Below are 17,632 nucleotides of genomic sequence, written 5' to 3'. Positions count from 1 at the left end.
ATTGGCGTATGTTCGCGGTGCTTACGTTGGGTTAGTCCAGGCGCCGCGGCCCGGATCGCGATGGCGAAACGGAGCCGACGATCGAAGCAACGTGCCACGCGGCACCGGCGATTGCCGTAGGGCGATGCGGCCGTCTTTCAGTCCCGAGGAGCATCATGCGGCCCAGGCCCCTTAAGCGCAGACTGATCTGGGGCGTTTCGGCGATCATGATCATCGCGGCGGCGATCCTGATCCTGCCGCGTGTCGTTCTGGTCTCCGATGTCGCGCGGGCGGAACTGGTCTCGCGCATCGAGGCGCTGACGGGCGAGCCCGTCGAATTGTCAGGTTCGGTCGAATTCTCCATCCTGCCGCGGACCCGGCTCGTCGCCCATCGCATTGCGATCGGCAGCGGGGCCGGCATCACCATCGACACCATCATTGCCGATTTCGATCCCGTCGACGCCTTGTTCGGCCGCGCCAATATCGCTCGCATCGTCCTCGTTCGGCCCGAACATCGCCCTGTCCCGGGCCCGACCCTTGTTCGCGGCGAGGGCGCGGTCGCGGATACCGTCCGGGGCGCGGCGGGTGCGCGCCCGACCGCCGCCACCATCATCAAGGACCTGGAGGATCTCGCCCGCCGGTCGATCGAGCGGCTGGACACGCTTCAAATTCTCGTGATCCGCAACGGCGTCTGGCGATCGGGCGCGGACGAATTCGGCCCCAACGGCATCAGCAACGCCAATCTGACCATCACCCGGTCATCGAGCCGCAGCGCGTTCCTGCTGGACGGCAGCTTCACCTGGAACGGTCAACCGACCGACATCGAAATGCGGGTGGATTCGACGACGAACCTCGAGGCCGGCGGCGAGAGCGGCGTTTCGTTCGAACTTCGATCTCCGCCGCTGAGCGTCGACTTCGACGGAACGATGGCATTCGGCGACGCACCCCGGCTGCAGGGGCGCTTCGAAGGGCGCGGCGAATCCTTTGCCCGCACGGCGCGGTGGCTTTCCGATGCAAGGTTCCCGGTCCCCGCGCTCGGTGCGATCGGCATGGCCGGCGATCTCGTTCTTGCCGACCGTACGCTCGCGATCGAGAATGCCGAGATCACCATCGCCGGGAGCACCGCGATCGGCGCGCTCGACTACGATCTCGACCGCGACCGCGTCGACGGGACGCTTGCGTTCACGACCCTCGATCTCACGCAGATCGCCGAATCGATCGTGCCGTTTCCGGCAGGCCCATTCGGGCTGGTCCGGCCGATCAAGGCGGAATTTGCGAAGTCCGCCGACCTCGCGCTTCGCGTTTCGGCGAACGAGGCGCGTTTCGGATCGCTCGCCTTCTCGGATGTCGCGGCGGTCTTCAGCGTCGGTGACGGCGATGTCTCGCTGGAACTCGGGGACGCTCGCCTGTATGGCGGCCGCGCGTTCGGCAAGCTTTTGCTTGAGGACCGGGAAACCACCCGGATCTCGGGCGAATTGATGGGGACGGACGTCGATCTCGCCCAGCTTTCGGACGCGCTGGGATCGCCCACGCTCAGCCTGTCCGGCTCCGGCAAGTTCGAGGCGAGAGTCACGACCCGCGCCGACGACTGGCGCACGATCTTCCGGGTGGCGCGGGCCAAGCTCGACCTTCAGGCGCAGAGCGGCGTGCTTTCGGGCTTCGACCCGGTCGCCTTCGCCGATCCGGGCACGCGATCGATCTATAGCGGCTTCACCGGCGGGGCGGTTCCCTTCGACAGGCTCGACGCCGAAATCCGCATGGTGGGGCCGAACCTCGCCTTCGACAGCGTGTCGATGCGCAATGCCGGCTACCGCCTCGACCTCGTCGGAGAAGCCGAACTCGCGACCGGCACGATCGACCTTGAGGGCACGTCCGAGATGCTGTCGCAGACCGCATCGAGCGCTGCCCGAAGCGGCGAGTTCACGGGCCCTCAACCAATTCCGTTTACCGTCGAAGGAACATGGCCGGGTCCCCGTGTCGTCACAGGTACGCCCTAGCGCGCCGCCTCGTCTCTTCCGGACGAAGAGGCTCTGCTCGATGGCGTCGAGCCTCCCGCAACGTCCGCGTCGGCAATCGATTGTCGCTTTGCGGTCGGGCGCGAAGGCGGTCGTGACGCGACGATGTCGGGAATTCGGCCGTCCTTTACCGGGGGCTTTGCGCCAGAATGATTCGTTCATCCTCATTGATCCTGTCCGCCCTTCTGTTCACGGTCTGCTTCGCCCCGTCGACGGTGTCGGCCGAGAACGCCTCGCCGGCCGAGTGCGCGACGCGCTTCCATGCCGCGCTCAAGGGCGAGCCGCGCCGCGCGTTCGACGCGATCAAGGCGCTGCGCGCGATCGCGCGGGAAGGTGACGAACGCCTGCCTGGCAAGCTCGTAATGTCGCCGCCGCGCGTTCGCCGCGATGGCGACGAGATGCGGGCGCTGCGCGCCTCGGTCGATCTTGCCAAAGCCCAGGGCCGGCCGAGCTGGACCGCGAGCGCCGACGGGCGCTGGATCGTCGACCGGACCATCGCCGACCTCACCGATTTCATCGACCAGGGTCCGGCGCCGTTCCTGTGCGGCGGCGTCGAGAATTTCGTGTCCGTCCTCGGAGCTTATCTCGATCGGGTCTCGGCCGGCGGCGGGCGCTCGCTGGGCGAGCTTGCCGACGCGCAGGCCGTGCGCACGCGCCGGAGCATCGCCGAGGCAGGCGCCGTCATGCGGCCGGTGCCCAAGCCGCGCTATGCTCCGGATCTGCGGCCGATCGCGCTCGTCGGACCGGTCGAGGGGCTGAACCCCGCGATCGAACTTCGCCGCGGATATGATTCCATGGGTGCCGGGCGGGCGATGATGATGGCGGTGTCGCAGGTCGGCCCGTCCGTCAGCTACGGCCCGCGCATCGATCCGGGGCTTCCGATGAAGGTCGAGACCCAGATCCCGCTCGCCAGCGAGGCCGAGCGGCTCGCCGCCATCGACACGCTTCTGTCGCGGGCGTCGGACGCCGGATATCTGCCGAAGGCCGCAGCCGTTCCGGCCCGGACCGATCCGGCCGTCGCCGGCGCGTTCCGTCCGGTTCTCACCCGGCTTGCCACGCTCGCGCCGACACTGGAGGGTCCGGGGAGCCCGGTTGCCGATCAGCTCGTGCGCAGGCACCTCCTCGCGGCGCTGTCGGATCTCGAAATCCTCGATTATCTGAGCGCCGCGGAACGCGGCGACGCGGACCCGTTGCTCGCGGCGATTTCCGGAACCTTCAACGCCATACTGGACGCCCGCCGGAAAGCCATGCAGCGATAGGGTTCGTCCCTCGACGCGGGCATCCGTTTCGTATTCCGCGCCAGCCGCAAGGCGCGTCGCCGGGCCGCAGCCCAAGGCCCGGCAGGCAATGCGCGTCGCCTCACGAGGTCAGCCCGTTTCCGGCATGCCGAAGTACGCCCGCCGGCGCGGCCCACCCGCGTCCCGGAACGTGGCTGGCGAAGATGCGGCCGCATCACCCCTTGCACTCACGCGTCCTACACTCCAGATAACATCCAAGTGGATGATGTTTTGGAGTCGTACAATGCCAAGGAAAGCCAAGGACGCAAAGCCCCGGGCGATCGACAGCGAAAAGATCACCATCAATCTCGGGCTTGTCGACCTCGGCCAGATCGACCTGCTCGTCGAGGAAGGCTTTTATTCCAACCGCACTGACCTCATCCGCACAGCGATCCGCGCCCAGATCGCGCGCCATGACGAGACGCTGAAGAAGACGGTGGAGCGCCGGAGCATCGATCTGGGGCTCCGCCGGTTTACGCGTCACGATCTCGAAGCGCTCGTGACGGCGGGCGAACGGTTGAACGCTGAAGTTCTGGGGCTGGCGATCATCGATCCGGACGTCACCGCGGAGCTGGCGGCAAGCGCCATCGGCTCCCTGCGCGTTCTCGGCGCGCTGCAGGCCTCGCCGGCCGTCAAGGCCGCCCTCAAGGACCGTATGGCCTGACCGGCCCCTCCCTCTTTTTCGTCTCGCGCATCCTGCCCGAGACCTTGCGAACCAGGAATTCGACCCGATGAAATCGTCCATGAATATCGACATGATGGAAGTCACGCGCCTCACGCAGGCGGGGCGGCTGGAGGAGGCGATGAGACTTCTTCAGGGCGGACGTGCGGAGCCGGCGCCAGCGCGCCAGCCGGAAGCCCGCAGCGAGAGAGAAACGGTGGAACTGCGCCGCGTCGGCGACGAATGGTCGATGCCCGGCCGGGCGCCGAAACAGGCGCCGCGCCAGCCTTCGGGACGCGAAGCGCCGGGTGCCGGCAAGGCTTCCGGCACGGCCCACCCGTCGGAACTTGCCGACCGGATCAAGACGAACTTGTTTTCCGCCCCGTTCGCCGACAAGCTGCGCCAGTCCGTCCCGGCTGGGTTTCGCAAGCGGGAGGCGGTCGCGGTGCCCGTCGCCGCGGGAGCGAGCTTCCTCGAGAAGGATTTCCAGAGCGCTGTCGGCGCGCGTCCCTACAAGCTTTACGTTCCCAGCACGTACAAGGCGGGAGATGACGCGCGTCCCCTGATTGTCATGCTGCATGGCTGCACCCAGTCGCCGGACGATTTCGCGATCGGCACGAAGATGAACGAACTTGCCGAGGAACGGAACTGTCTCGTTCTCTATCCCGGCCAGACGAAGGCCGCGAATGCGTCGATGTGCTGGAACTGGTTCTCCGCCAAGGACCAGCAGCGTCATGGCGGCGAGCCGGAGATCATCGCCGACATGGTTCGCGGCGTGATGGGCGACTACAATGTCGATCCGCGCCGGGTGTTCGCCGCAGGTCTGTCGGCGGGCGGCGCGGCCGCGGCGATCCTCGGCCAGCGCTATCCGGATCTCTTCGCGGCGATCGGCGTCCATTCGGGGCTCGCCTGCGGCGCGGCCAGGGACATGCCATCGGCCTTCGCCGCGATGCAGGGACGGGGCGGCGCCAGCAGCGGCGATACATCGATCCCCGCCATCGTCTTCCACGGGACCGGCGACACGACGGTGGCGCCCGACAATGCGCGAAGCGTCGGCGAGCAGGCGAGGGGCGGCGCAAGCACGCGCGAGACGGTCGTGACCGGCCGTTCCGATGGTGGCGTGTCGTTTACGCGGACGATCCACCATGCGGCGTCCGGCAGCACGCGGCCGGACGCACCGAGGCAGGAAACATGGCTTCTTGCCGGCATGGGGCACGCCTGGTCCGGCGGGGACCCGAAAGGCTCCTACACCGATCCGTCGGGGCCCGATGCCAGCCGCGAAATGCTGCGCTTCTTCGACGAGGTCGCCGGCGCCGGGGCCTGACTGGACGATGCGACCGGATTCCATGCGGCCCGGTTCGGCGCCATCGGCCAAAGTGTGCGCTAGAATGTCGGGGACTGTCGAAATATGAAGCGGGGATCAGCCATGAAAGTGTGTTCGCAACAGGAAACGATCGACGCCCTGCCGTTCGGCCGGCTGATCGAGGCGATCGACGCGGGATTTCGGGGCGAGGTTGTCGCCCCGCTCCGCCACCATCACCAGATGGTCAATGAAGGCCGGAGCGACGATACGCTGCTCCTGATGCCGGCCTGGCAGAACGAAGGCTGGGGCGGCATCAAGCTCGTGAACGTTCATCCCGGAAATGGTGCCCTCGGTCTTGCCGCGATCTCGTCGACCTATGTCCTGTTCGATCGCAGGACCGGTCGCCATTGCCTGATCCTCGACGGCGGCGAACTGACAGCGCGGCGCACGGCCGCCGCCTCCGCACTCGCCGCCAAGCGGCTGGCGCGGCCTGATAGCGGGAAACTTCTCGTCGTGGGGGCGGGGCGCGTCGCGTCCAACATTGCCCACGCCTATCGCGCGGTGCTGTCGATCGGGACCGTGGAGGTGTGGAACCGGACCCATGCCGGGGCCGAGGCCCTGGCGGCGAAGCTCGAAAGCGAGGGGGTGTCCGCCTGCGCCGTCGACGACCTCGAGGGCGCCGTCGCCGGCGCGGACATCGTTTCGTGCGCGACCCTTGCGACCGAGCCGTTTCTGAAGGGGGAATGGTTGCGGGAGGGGCAGCACGTCGATCTGATCGGCAGTTTCACGCCGGCGATGCGCGAGGTGGACGACACCGCGATCCGTCGCAGCCGCATCTTCATCGACACCGAACATGCGATGATCGAGAGCGGCGAGATCCGCTCGCCGCTCGAGCGCGGCGTCCTCGCGGAGGACGCGATCGCGGGCACGCTCGTCGATCTGTGCAGGACCGACGCCTATCCGCGTCGATCGGAGAGCGAGATCACCCTGTTCAAGGGCGTCGGCACGGCGATCGAAGACCTGAGTGCGGCGATTCTCGCTTACGAGACGACCGGGGCGGACGCGGGGGTGTGACGCTTGCCGACCCGTCACAGCTCCTCGGGCGCGCCGCCTTCGTCCACGTGCTCGACCAGTTCGGCGCCGCGCTCCTGCTTCTTCAGCTCCTCCAGATCCGGCATCGACATGATGTTGTAGCCGGCATCGACATAGTGGATCTCGCCGGTCACCCCTTCAGAAAGCTGCGACGACAGGTACAGCGCCGCACCGCCGACCTGGTCGATCGTTGTGTTGGAGCGAAGCGGCGAATTGCGCCGCTGATAGTTGAACATCAGCCGTGCATCGGAGACCCCGGCGCCCGCCAGCGTGCGAACGGGTCCTGCCGAGATGGCGTTGACGCGAATGTTGCGCGGTCCGTAATCGGACGCGAGATAACGCACGGAGGCCTCCAGCGCGGCCTTGGCGACACCCATGACGTTGTAGTTCGGCATGACGCGGGTCGAGCCACCATAGGTCATGGTGATCATCGAGCCGCCATTGTTCATGAGCGCCGCGGCGCGCTTGGCGATCTCGGTGAACGAGAAGCATGAAATGACCATGGTCCGCGTGAAGTTCTCCCGCGAGGTCTCGGCATAGAGCCCCTTGAGTTCGTTGCGGTCCGAGAAAGCGATGGCGTGGACGATGAAGTCGATCCCGCCCCATGCCTCTCTTAGATCGTCGAAAACCTTGTCGACGGTCGCGATGTCCTCGACGTCGCACGGCAGCACCAGCGTCGATCCGATCTTGTCGGCCAGCGGCCTGACCCTCTTTCCGAACGCCTCGCCCTGATAGGTGAGCGCGATCTCCGCGCCCTGGTCGGCCAGGGCCTTCGCGGCACCCCAGGCGATCGAGTTGTGGTTGGCGACGCCCATCACCAGCCCGCGCTTACCCTTCATCAAATCTGACATCGTCATCCTTCTCGACCGGTCGGGCACCGAAGTGCCGATCGATCCAAATCGTCTGAGCCGAAGGAAGGCAGGTCACACGCGGCAGGGGCGTGCGGCCGGCCTTCTATTCGACGCGTTGAAATACGAGGCACGCATTGGTGCCGCCGAAGCCGAACGAGTTCGACATGATCCGGTCGAGCTTCACGTCGTCCTGACGCTCGAAGGCGATCGGGAAGCCCTCGAATTCGGGGTCGAGCTCGCCGATATGCGCGCTCCTGGCGATGAAATTCTCGCGCATCATGATGAGCGAGTAGATGGCCTCATGCACCCCCGTCGCGCCCTGGCTGTGACCCGTGAGGGCCTTCGTCGCCGAAATCGGCGGGATCTTGTCGCCGAACACCTTTCGGATCGCCGCGACCTCCGACCGGTCGCCCACCGGTGTCGCGGTGGCGTGCGGATTGATGTAGTTGATCGGCCCGGTAAGGCCCTGCATGGCCATCGTCATGCAGCGCACCGCGCCTTCGCCCGACGGTGCCACCATGTCCGCACCGTCGGAGGTGAGCCCGTAGCCGACGATCTCGCCGAGAATGGTGGCGCCGCGCGATTTCGCGCGCTCGTATTCCTCGAGAACGAGCACGCCCGCGCCGCCGGCGATCACGAACCCGTCGCGGTTCTTGTCGTAGGGCTTGGAGGCGTGAGCCGGATCGTCGTTGAAATCGGAGGACAGCGCGCCCATCGCGTCGAAAAGGTTCGACAGCGACCAGTGCAGGTCCTCGCATCCGCCCGCGAACATGACGTCCTGCTTGCCGTAGGCGATCATCTCGTACGCATTGCCGATGCAGTGGCTCGAGGTCGAGCAGGCCGAGGATATGGAATAGTTGACGCCCTTGATCTTGAACCAGGTCGCCAGCGTCGCCGAGGCCGTCGACGACATCGCCTTCGGCACGGCCGTCGGTCCGATCCGCTTCGGACCCTTGTCGCGGGTGACGTCGGCCGCATTGACGATCGTCACGGTCGACGGTCCGCCCGACCCCATGATGATGCCGGTCCGCTCGTTCGAGATGTCCGACGCTTCGAGGCCGGCGTCCCTGATCGCCTGGTCCATCGCCACATGGTTCCAGGCGGTGCCGCCGCCGTGGAAGCGCAGCGCCCGGCGGTCGAGAATGTCGGCGGGGTCGAGCTTCGGCTTGCCGTGCACATGGCTGCGAAAGCCGAGTTCGGCATAGTCTTCGGCAAAGCTGATGCCGGATCTCGCCTCGCGCAGCGACTGCGTGACCTCGGCCACGTCGTCGCCGATCGACGACACGATACCCATTCCGGTTACGACGACGCGTCTCATGGTTCGCATCCTTCCTCGAAGGTTCTACTCAACATCTGTTCAAGGGCGCCCGGCTCAGGCCGAGGCGGCGTCTGCCTGCTCGTCGGTGAAGAGGCCGACGCGCATGTCGCTCGACCGGTAGATCACTTCGCCGTCGGCCTTCATCCAGCCGTTGGCGATTCCGAGCTTCAGCTTGGAGCGCATCACCCGGCGAAACTCGACGCCATATTCGATCAGCTTCACCTTCGGCGTGACCTGGCCCGTGAACTTCACCTCGCCGACGCCCAGCGCACGCCCGCGTCCCGGTTCGCCGAGCCAGCCGAGATAGAATCCGGTGAGCTGCCAAAGCGCGTCGAGACCCAGGCAGCCGGGCATGACGGGATCGCCCTGGAAATGGCACTGGAAGAACCAGAGATCGGGATTGACGTCGAGCTCGGCATAGATCGCACCCTTGCCGTTCTCGCCGCCATCCTCGCTGACATGCGTGATGCGGTCGAACATCAGCATGGGAGGAAGCGGGAGCTGCGCATTGCCGGAGCCGAACAACTCACCACGGCCACAGGCGATGAGATCGTCGTAGTCGAAGGATGTCTTTCGCGTCGTCATGGGTGCTTCGTGTCCGCCTTTTTCGCCGCTCGTCGTACCAGCGCTCATCGTGTTTTGGTCGCCTTACCATGGGAATCGTTTCGTGGGAAACACAAGTCCAAGGGGCGTTTCATGGGACGGAACTGGTTCGGCGACGGTGCAGAGACAAGGGGCGGGGGCGAGGCGATGAAGAGGCGAACCAGGCAGCGGACGCGGCGATCCTGCGGCATGGGGGGGCTTGCGCACGGTGCGGTGGCAGCCTGGCTCGCCCTTTCCATGTGCCTGATCCTGATGCCGTTTTCGGCGGATGCCCAATCCTGGCGTACCCTCGGAACGATCGGCGGATTCTATGTCGACGGCGCGCCGAACGGCATGTTCCTTCGATGCGCGGGACCGCGCGTCAGCGTGAATTTTTCGGGCTTTTCGCAAAGACTTCCCGAGGGTGCCACGTATCGGGTCGGGGTCTCGGTGGACGGGCTGGCGCGGATCCTCTCGACGAAATCGTTCAGGGTCCGCGGCAATTCGGTGCTGGTCCACGAGGATTCGCTTTCCAACCTCGAAGGTCTGATCGCGGACCTGAAGAAGGGCGAGAGCGTCGAGATCTCCAGTCCCGCGGGCCGCTACGTCATTCCGCTGAAAGGGTCGGGCGCCGCGCTCGAGGCCCTTGTTCGACGCTGCGGACAATCGTGAATGGCACGAATGCAGGTATTGCGGCAGGGGCGGGGTTTGTGCTCTCGATGTGCCTGTATTATGTAGGGAAGAGTTCGTTTCAGCGCCCGGCCATTTTTTCGGGCCGAAGCTGACAACAGCTGACAACACGCAAGGCAGGCAGAGACAAACATGCAAACGACGGGGCGCGGCCAGGCATTCTGTGTTTTCTCGAGATTGCGATCGGTGGGCTTGCGCCCGACGCGGCAACGGGTGGCCCTGTGTAATCTGATGTTCGGCCGCGGCGACCGTCACCTGTCGGCCGAGGAGCTGCATGCCGAAGCGCACAAGGCGGGCGAGCCCGTGTCGCTGGCCACCGTCTACAACACGCTGCACCAGTTCACCGATGTCGGGCTCGTGCGCCCGCTGACGGCGGAGGGCCAGCGTACCTATTTCGACACCAACACGTCGGACCATCATCACTTCTTCAACGAGGACGATGGCGAGATGGTCGACATTCCCGAGGGCACGCTGAATTTCGGTCAACTGCCCGAGCCGCCCGAAGGCATGGAAATCGTCAATGTCGACGTTGTGGTGCGCCTGCGCCGCAAGCCCGGCGCCTGAAAGCCATTCCTCCCGATCGAACGCGTGACGGCCGCGGCTCGCCCGTCGTCTACGGGTAAGCCACGGCGCCCTGCGGCCTGAGCGAGGATTATTCCATCGTCTCGTCGGGATAGACGCCCCAGATTTCGCGCTGCTCCACATAGCCTTCACGGTTCGCGACCGCGACCTGGCACCAGCCCGAGCGGCAGGTCTCGACCTTCGAGACGACGCCCGGCTCCATGCGTGCGACGAGGCCCGCGTCCTTGGCGGGGCTTGCGAACACGTCGATATAGGTTTCCTTGCCCTTCAGCCAGGGCGCGGCGATCGCGGTGCGCTCGCCCGACAGGAGCGAGTGGTAGACCCAGCCTTCGGTTCCGTCCGAATCGCGGATCTTGCGCCAGTGATCGAATTCCTGGACGACCTCGACCGGCAGTCCGGACTTCAGATAAAGCCAGTTCACCTTGTGCTCGCGTCCCGGCCCGTTGCGCAGGTTCACGCGACCCGACTTGAGGCTCACATAGCGCGGCAGCGGCAGCTTGGAGTAGCGCCCGAGTTCGCTCGCCGCGCCCAGCGAGGGCAGGGCGAGAAGCGACGATGCGACCATTGCGGCGCCGAGCGCCAGCTTCAGGCTTGCGGAACCGGCTTTGGCGAGAGGGTGACGCGGCATTCGTGAACTCCAGACATTCGTTCGGTCTTCGATGCGCCCTCGCGTCCGAGCCCCCGCAAAACATTTTGTTTTCGCAGGCGCGACTTGTTAGGACGGGGCTTCGAGCGTTCGGTGTGAGTATCGCCCCGTTCGGTTAATGAATGTTTGAGGTGAACCCCATGTCGGAGCGCCCGAAACCGCTCGTCGTCATCACGCGCAAGCTGCCCGAGCCGGTCGAGGCGCGGATGGCCCAACTGTTCGACGTGCGCGTCAATGCCGACGATCGCCCAATGTCGCATCTCGATCTCGTCGGTGCGGTGCGCGAGGCCGATGTGCTGGTGCCGACCATCACCGACCGGATCGACCGCGCCGTCATCGAGAAGGCCGGCGAGCGCCTGAAGCTGATCGCCAATTTCGGCAATGGGGTCGACAATATCGACGTCGCCGCCGCGCACGAGAGGGGCGTCTACGTCACCAACACGCCGAGCGTCCTCAACGAAGATACCGCGGACATGACGATGGCGCTGATCCTTGCCGTGCCGCGCCGCCTCGTGGAAGGCGCCAATCTGCTCCAGTCGGCCGAACCCTGGGCGGGCTGGTCGCCCACTTGGATGCTCGGCCGAAGGATCTGGGGCAAGAAGCTCGGCATTGTCGGCATGGGGCGCATCGGCACGGCGGTGGCGCGGCGCGCCAGGGCCTTCGGCCTCGAAATTCACTATCACAACCGTCGGCGCGTCGATCCGCAGACCGAGAAGCAGCTCGGCGCCACCTATTGGGAAAGCCTCGACCAGATGCTGGCGCGCGCCGACATCATCTCCGTCAACTGCCCCTCGACGCCGGCGACCTTCCATCTCCTGTCCGCCCGCCGCCTGGCGCTCGCCCAGTCCCACGCCTTCATCGTCAACACCGCCCGCGGCGACGTGATCGACGAGAAGGCGATGATCGAGATGATCGACGAAGGCCGGCTTGCCGGCGCGGGTCTCGACGTCTTCGAGACCACCCCCTCCAGCAATGCCCGCCTGATGAAACTCGCCGCCAGCGGCAAGGTGGTTCTTCTTCCCCATATGGGCTCGGCCACTCTGGAGGGCCGCATCGACATGGGCGAAAAGGTCATCATCAATGTGCGGACGCTGATGGACGGGCACAGACCTCCCGACCGGATCCTGCCGGGTCGTGTCTGAGCCGGGGAGCGGCCGCGCGGGCCCCGGGTCTTTGGGGCTCACTGTCATGCGGGCCTGAGGCCGACGGTTCGGTTCGGAAGGCTGTTGCCGATGGGCGCCCAACCGCACCACGGAATTGCAATCATAGGTAATTTTCCGACAGTCGGCGTACGGCTCGAACGCGTCGCAACCTGCCCTATGAGCCCATGCCCGAAGATCGGCGGATCACCGGTTATGCATCGGTCTATCAGCGCAAATTTCGTATAAATGTTTGCGGGAAATTCACGACCGCGTGCCAATGTCGACTTCTCTCGATCTGGCGACCCCGATGACCGCGACCCCTTTGCAGACCGCATTCCACCTTGGTCATCGCGCGCCGATGGATGGATGGCTGCGGCTCGCCGAGCCCATTCAGGCTCGTTACGACGCGGAGAACGCTGCGAGCCGTTTGGCGGAACTGCGATCCGCCATCTTCGTGGGGCTCGTGCTCTACAACGTCTACAATTTCTCCAGCGTCGTGCTTCTGGCGGACAGCCTGATCATGTCGGTTGCCCTGCGGCTCGGTCTCGTGACGTCGACCTCGCTCGCACTGGTATGGTTGATCGGACGGACGAGCCCGCGTTGGACCGAACGGTTGGTGACGCTGGGCATTCTAAACGCCTATCTCGTGCCGGTCTTCCTGTTCTGGGTCTCGCACGATCCTTCCAGCCTCTACACCTTCGGCGAGCTGCCGCTTACCATCGTCTACGCCAACATGCTGCTGGCTCTGCGCTTTCCCAACGCAGTCGTCTTCACGTCCGTCTCCCTAGCGATTACCCTGCTTGCGGTCGCGACCAAGACCGGACTGGATCCGTCCCTCCGTTTCGCCTTCTCGCTCCAGATCGTGACGGCGTGCACATTCGCGATCTATGCGAACTATCGCCAGGAACGTCGGCGCTGCTCCGACTATCTGGCCACGCTCGAAGCCTTGGTGGAGGCTCGCAATGCCCATGCCGACCGCATTGCGTTTCGGGATCTGTCCCGCACCGACGCGCTGACGCGGCTTCCCAATCGTCGCCATCTGACGGAACGGCTGGAGGACGAACTGTCCGCATGTCGGGCGCTCACCGTGCTGATGGTCGATATCGATCACTTCAAGCTATACAATGACGCTTTCGGTCATCCGGCCGGCGACGAATGCCTGCAACGCGTTTCCGAAACGTTCGCACAGGTCGCGGCCGAGGCGGGAAACGCTTTCTGCGCACGGTTCGGCGGCGAGGAGTTCACGTTTGTCCTGAGTGATTGCAGCGAACTCGATGCGGCGCGGTTCGCGCAATCCGTCATGCAGGCGATCGCGCAGCTCGATATTCCCCATCCCGCCCGCTATGACGGGTTTGGCGTCGTGACGGTCAGTATCGGCATCGCGCATTGCTCGATCGACACGCGGCGGTCGCTGGACGAGATCATCGCCGCTGCCGACCGCGCTCTCTACGCCGCGAAGAAGCGGGGGCGGAACTGCTTCGCCTTCGGCAAGGGAAGCGACCAGTCCTTTCAGTTCGGCCGGTAGGAAGCGGCGTCGGGGCGCGATCGAACGTGGGAGCCCCGCCCGAGGGCAAGCGTCCCTCCGGGGCGGGGGCGGCCGGTGAGTGGCGTGACCACCGCGGCCATGCTCCGGCCATCGCTTCGATCTCACGCAGCAGGCTTTCCAAAAATCGCTTTTCGATTTTCAAGCCGCTGCGTTAACGATCGCTCGTTTCCCAGCGCGGGTTGATCCAGGGCCGGGCTTCCTCGCGCGGCAGGGACTGGCCCAGAATGTGGTCGGCGGCCTTTTCGCCGACCATGATGGAGGGGGCGTTGAGATTTCCGTTGGTGATGCGCGGGAAGATCGAGGAATCGACGACCCGCAGGGCATCGACGCCGACCACCCGGCACTGCGGGTCGACCACCGTGTCGCGCTCGCCGGGATCGCCCATCCTGCAGGTGCCGCACGGGTGGTAGGCGCTCTCGGCCTCGTCGCGGATGAAGGCGTCGATCTCGTCGTCGGACTGGGCCGACGCGCCGGGCTGGATCTCCTTGCCGCGATAGTCGTCGAACGCGGCCTGTCCGAAGATCTCCCGCGTGAGGCGGACGCAGTGGCGGAAATCCACCCAGTCCTCGTCGGTCGACATATAGTTGAAGACGATCTTCGGTGCCTCGGACGGATCGGCGCTCCTCAGCGAGATGCGGCCGCGCGAGGGCGAGCGCATCGGGCCGACATGGGCCTGATAGCCGTGGCCTTCCGCGGGCGCCTTGCCGTCATAGCGCACGGCCATCGGCAGGAAATGGTACTGGATGTCGGGATATTCGACGCCGGGCCGCGAGCGCACGAAACCGGCGCTCTCGAACTGGTTCGAGGCGCCGAGCCCGGTCTTGGCGACCACCCATTCGGCCCCGGCATAGCCTTTGCCGAACAGGTTCCAGTGCTTGTAGAGGGTGATCGGCTGGGTGCAGGCCTGCTGAATGTACACCTCGAGATGATCCTGCAGATTGCCGCCGACGCCGGGCCGGTCGGCGACCACCGCGATGCCGTGCTCGCGCAGATGCTCGGCCGGCCCGATGCCCGACAGCATCAGGATCTTCGGCGAGTTGATCGAGGAGGCCGAGACGATCACCTCGCGGCGGGCCTTGACCACGCCGCGCGTGCCGCCCTTCGAGACCTCGACGCCCGTCGCCCGGCCGTCCTCGATCCGCACGCGGTTGGCGAAGCAATGGATGAGGTCGAAGTTCTCGCGCGCCATTGCCGGGCGGATATAGGCATTGGCGGTCGACCAGCGGCGGCCTTCCCAGACCGTCTGCTCCATCGGTCCGAAGCCTTCCTGCTTCTCGCCATTATAGTCGTCGGTCGCCTCGAAGCCGGCCTGGATGCCGGCGTCGACGAAAGCCTTGAACAGGGGATTGGTGCGCGGGCCCCGCCCGACATGCAAGGGGCCGTCGCTGCCGCGCCAGGCCGGATCGCCGCCATGGCCGCCATCATGCCAGTTCTCCATGCGCTTGAAGTAGGGAAGCACGTCGGCGTAATCCCAGCCCCTGGCGCCGGAGGCTTCCCAGTGGGCGTAGTCCTTTGCGTGGCCGCGCACATAGACCATCCCGTTGATCGAGGACGACCCGCCGATCACCTTGCCGCGCGGGGTGGCGAGCCGGCGGTTGCCGAGACGCGGCTCCGGCTCGGTCGCAAAGCCCCAGTCGTAGCGGCTCATGTTCATCGGGTAGGAGAGGGCGCCCGGCATCTGGATGAACGGCCCGATATCGGTTCCGCCATATTCCAGGACGATCACGGAATGCCGGCCGCTTTCCGAAAGACGGTAGGCGAGCGCCGCCCCCGCCGAGCCCGAACCGATGACGACGTAATCGGCTTCGGCGATGATGGTGTCGTTGGAGGTCATGGGTCAGTAGGGGCTTTCGACTGGGGTGAGGCCGACATGGATGGTCTTGAGCTGGGAATAGAACTCGATCGCCGCATGGCCGTTCTCCCGGCCGAAACCGGACTCCTTGACGCCGCCGAACGGCGCCTCGACCGGGGTCAGATTGTAGGTGTTGATCCAGGTGATGCCCGCGTCCAGCGCACCCGCGACCCTGTGCGCGCGGGTGACGTCGCTGGTGAAGACGCCTGCCGCAAGACCGAACGGCGTGCCGTTGGCGCGCGCCACGGCCTCGGCTTCCGTCTCGAAGGTGAGGACGGACATGACGGGGCCGAAGATTTCCTCGCGCGCGATGGTCATGTCGTCCGTCACATCGGCGAACACCGTCGCCGCGACGAAGGGCGCGTCGGCGAAGCCTTCGATCGTGGGCACATGGCCGCCGCAGACGAGCCTTGCGCCTTCCGACCTGCCGGTCTCGATATAGCCCATGACCTTTTCATGCTGGGCTTTCGAGATGAGCGGGCCCATGTGGATCGCGGGATCCATCGGGTCGCCCATCCGGATCGTCGCCGCGCGCTCGGCCAGCCGTTCCAGGAACCGGTCCTTGATGCCTTCTTGAACGAAGACGCGCGTGCCGTTCGAGCAGATCTGGCCGGCCGAATAGAAGTTGCCGAGGATCGCGCCGGAAATGGCGTTCTCGAGGTCCGCATCGTCGAAGACGAGGATCGGCGACTTGCCGCCGAGTTCCATGGTCACGTGACGCATGCCGCCGGCGGCCGCCTTGAACACGTTCGCGCCGGTCTGAACGGAGCCGGTGAGGGAAACCTTCGCGGTCGCCGCATGCGTCGTCAGCGCGGCGCCCGTGCGCCCCATGCCCTGGACCACGTTGAAGAGACCCTTGGGCGCGCCGGCTTCCATGTAGATCTCGGCCAGCTTCAGCGCCGTCAGCGGCGTCATTTCCGATGGCTTGAACACCATGGCGTTGCCGCAGGCCAGGGCCGGCGCGGACTTCCAGCAGGCGATCTGCATGGGGTAGTTCCACGCGCCGATGCCGACGCAGACGCCGAGCGGTTCGCGCACCGTGTAGACGAAGTCGCCGCCGAGCGGCACGCTCGATCCGCCCATGGTCGCGGCGATCGAGGAGAACCATTCGATGGCGTCGGCGCCCGACGTCGCGTCGGCGACGAGGGTCTCCTGGAGGGGCTTGGCGGTGTCGAGCGTTTCGAGCTCGGACAGCGCCTGATTGCGTTCGCGGATGATCTCGGCGGCCTTGTGCAGGACGCGCGCGCGCGCGACGGGCGCCCATGTCGCCCACTCCTTCTGGGCTCTCGCCGCCGCCGCCATCGCGCGCTCGATGATGGCCGGCGTCGCCTCGTGCAGCCGGGCGATCGTCTCGCCGGTCAGCGAATAGACGCTCTCGAACGGCGTGCCGTCCGTGTCCTCCACATAGTCGCCATCGATGAAGTGGCTGGCTTTGGGTTGGGCTCTCATACGGTTCCTTTCAGGGCGTCGAAGGAGACCATCACATGGTCGCGATAGGCCGGGCGCTCTTCGAGCCGATGGTAGTAGGCGGACAGGTTGGGTCGCTCGGGGCGGGCGATGTCGAGGGCGAAATAGCGGTAGAGCACCGAACCGAAGACCGTGTCGGCCAGGGTAAAGCGGTCACCGGCAAGAAAGAGACGGTCGGCCAGCCGGGCCTCCGCGACGTCGAGCCGGACGTCGAGCTTGGCGAGCGCGGACTGAAGCGCGACGGGATCGCGCTTTTCCGGCTTGGCGATCACGGCCGCGAAGAAGACCGGAGCCTGGAACGCGGCCATCACTTCGACCTTGGCCCATTCGGCCCAGCGATCGACCTGCGCCCGGTGGCTGGGATCGGCCGGCCAGAAGTCGTCGTCCGTGCCATAGCGTGCCGCCAGATAGCGCAGGATCGCGCCCATCTCGGCGATCGGTTCGTCCCCGTCGTCGCGAAGGACCGGCACGAGACCCATCGGGTTCATGGCGAGATGCTCCGCTGTCCTTGTGCCGCCGAACCTGTGGCCGACATCGAGCCGCTCATGGTCGAGGCCGAGCTCGCCGATGAGCCACATGATGGGCTGGACATTGTTGGAATCGGCGCGTCCATAAACCGTGATCATCGG

General features: G+C 65.8%; 16 protein-coding genes. 9 read left to right on the top strand and 7 right to left on the bottom strand.

Annotated elements, in window-relative coordinates; translation table 11 throughout:
- Positions 1-155: 155 nt before the first annotated feature.
- From U0C82_RS00985 to lhpI, 5 genes are all read left to right on the top strand, one after another.
- Positions 156-1,976: an AsmA family protein gene (locus U0C82_RS00985; protein ID WP_322184987.1), complete on the top strand. Its 1,821-nt coding sequence runs from the start codon at positions 156-158 to the stop codon at positions 1,974-1,976.
- A 167-nt stretch (positions 1,977-2,143) separates the two neighbouring features.
- A complete protein-coding gene (locus U0C82_RS00980; RefSeq protein ID WP_322184985.1) occupies positions 2,144-3,253 on the top strand; it encodes a hypothetical protein in 1,110 nt (369 codons plus the stop codon).
- A gap of 262 nt (positions 3,254-3,515) precedes the next feature.
- Positions 3,516-3,935, top strand: coding sequence for a CopG family transcriptional regulator (locus tag U0C82_RS00975; protein WP_322184983.1), 420 nt, complete (start codon positions 3,516-3,518; stop codon positions 3,933-3,935).
- A gap of 67 nt (positions 3,936-4,002) precedes the next feature.
- Positions 4,003-5,256, top strand: a complete 1,254-nt coding sequence (locus U0C82_RS00970; RefSeq protein ID WP_322184981.1) for an extracellular catalytic domain type 1 short-chain-length polyhydroxyalkanoate depolymerase — start codon at positions 4,003-4,005, stop codon at positions 5,254-5,256.
- A gap of 102 nt (positions 5,257-5,358) precedes the next feature.
- Positions 5,359-6,309, top strand: a complete 951-nt coding sequence (lhpI, locus tag U0C82_RS00965) for a bifunctional Delta(1)-pyrroline-2-carboxylate/Delta(1)-piperideine-2-carboxylate reductase (protein ID WP_322184979.1) — start codon at positions 5,359-5,361, stop codon at positions 6,307-6,309.
- Between the two features lie 14 nt (positions 6,310-6,323).
- On the opposite strand, the gene fabI is transcribed toward lhpI, so the two are convergent.
- From fabI to fabA, 3 genes are all read right to left on the bottom strand, one after another.
- Entirely contained in the window at positions 6,324-7,178 is an 855-nt protein-coding gene (gene fabI, locus U0C82_RS00960) for an enoyl-ACP reductase FabI (protein ID WP_322184977.1), read from the bottom strand.
- A 103-nt stretch (positions 7,179-7,281) separates the two neighbouring features.
- Complete coding sequence (fabB, locus tag U0C82_RS00955; RefSeq protein ID WP_322184975.1) at positions 7,282-8,496, bottom strand: beta-ketoacyl-ACP synthase I; 1,215 nt, start codon at positions 8,494-8,496, stop codon at positions 7,282-7,284.
- Between the two features lie 54 nt (positions 8,497-8,550).
- Complete coding sequence (gene fabA, locus U0C82_RS00950; RefSeq protein WP_322184974.1) at positions 8,551-9,081, bottom strand: 3-hydroxyacyl-[acyl-carrier-protein] dehydratase FabA; 531 nt, start codon at positions 9,079-9,081, stop codon at positions 8,551-8,553.
- A gap of 207 nt (positions 9,082-9,288) precedes the next feature.
- On the opposite strand from fabA, the gene U0C82_RS00945 reads away from it, so the two are divergent.
- Together U0C82_RS00945 and irrA are read left to right on the top strand one after the other, a co-directional pair.
- Positions 9,289-9,750: a hypothetical protein gene (locus tag U0C82_RS00945; RefSeq protein WP_322184972.1), complete on the top strand. Its 462-nt coding sequence runs from the start codon at positions 9,289-9,291 to the stop codon at positions 9,748-9,750.
- A 150-nt stretch (positions 9,751-9,900) separates the two neighbouring features.
- Entirely contained in the window at positions 9,901-10,332 is a 432-nt protein-coding gene (gene irrA / locus U0C82_RS00940) for an iron response transcriptional regulator IrrA (protein ID WP_322184970.1), read from the top strand.
- An 88-nt stretch (positions 10,333-10,420) separates the two neighbouring features.
- Here irrA and U0C82_RS00935 read toward each other — a convergent pair whose 3' ends face one another.
- Positions 10,421-10,978: an SH3 domain-containing protein gene (locus tag U0C82_RS00935; RefSeq protein ID WP_322184968.1), complete on the bottom strand. Its 558-nt coding sequence runs from the start codon at positions 10,976-10,978 to the stop codon at positions 10,421-10,423.
- A gap of 158 nt (positions 10,979-11,136) precedes the next feature.
- Here U0C82_RS00935 and U0C82_RS00930 point away from each other — a divergent pair, with 158 nt between their 5' ends.
- Both U0C82_RS00930 and U0C82_RS00925 read left to right on the top strand, forming a co-directional pair.
- Positions 11,137-12,138, top strand: coding sequence for a 2-hydroxyacid dehydrogenase (locus U0C82_RS00930; protein ID WP_322184966.1), 1,002 nt, complete (start codon positions 11,137-11,139; stop codon positions 12,136-12,138).
- 277 nt (positions 12,139-12,415) lie between these two features.
- Positions 12,416-13,663, top strand: coding sequence for a GGDEF domain-containing protein (locus U0C82_RS00925; protein WP_322184964.1), 1,248 nt, complete (start codon positions 12,416-12,418; stop codon positions 13,661-13,663).
- 172 nt (positions 13,664-13,835) lie between these two features.
- Here U0C82_RS00925 and betA read toward each other — a convergent pair whose 3' ends face one another.
- The 3 genes from betA to U0C82_RS00910 are packed head-to-tail and all read right to left on the bottom strand — an operon-like array spanning position 13,836 to position 17,629.
- On the bottom strand, positions 13,836-15,518 hold the full coding sequence (betA, locus tag U0C82_RS00920; RefSeq protein ID WP_322184962.1) for a choline dehydrogenase: 1,683 nt from the start codon (positions 15,516-15,518) through the stop codon (positions 13,836-13,838).
- Positions 15,519-15,521: 3 nt separating this feature from the next.
- On the bottom strand, positions 15,522-16,985 hold the full coding sequence (gene betB, locus U0C82_RS00915; RefSeq protein ID WP_322184960.1) for a betaine-aldehyde dehydrogenase: 1,464 nt from the start codon (positions 16,983-16,985) through the stop codon (positions 15,522-15,524).
- Entirely contained in the window at positions 16,982-17,629 is a 648-nt protein-coding gene (locus tag U0C82_RS00910) for a glutathione S-transferase family protein (protein ID WP_322184958.1), read from the bottom strand. The genes betB and U0C82_RS00910 overlap by 4 nt, the downstream gene beginning before the upstream one ends.
- Between the last annotated feature and the right edge of the window lie 3 nt (positions 17,630-17,632).

This window comes from Fulvimarina uroteuthidis, assembly GCF_034321785.1.
Lineage (GTDB): Bacteria > Pseudomonadota > Alphaproteobacteria > Rhizobiales > Rhizobiaceae > Fulvimarina > Fulvimarina uroteuthidis.
The sequence above is the reverse complement of the archived record's forward strand: the minus strand, read 5'-3'. Positions and strand labels throughout refer to the sequence as shown.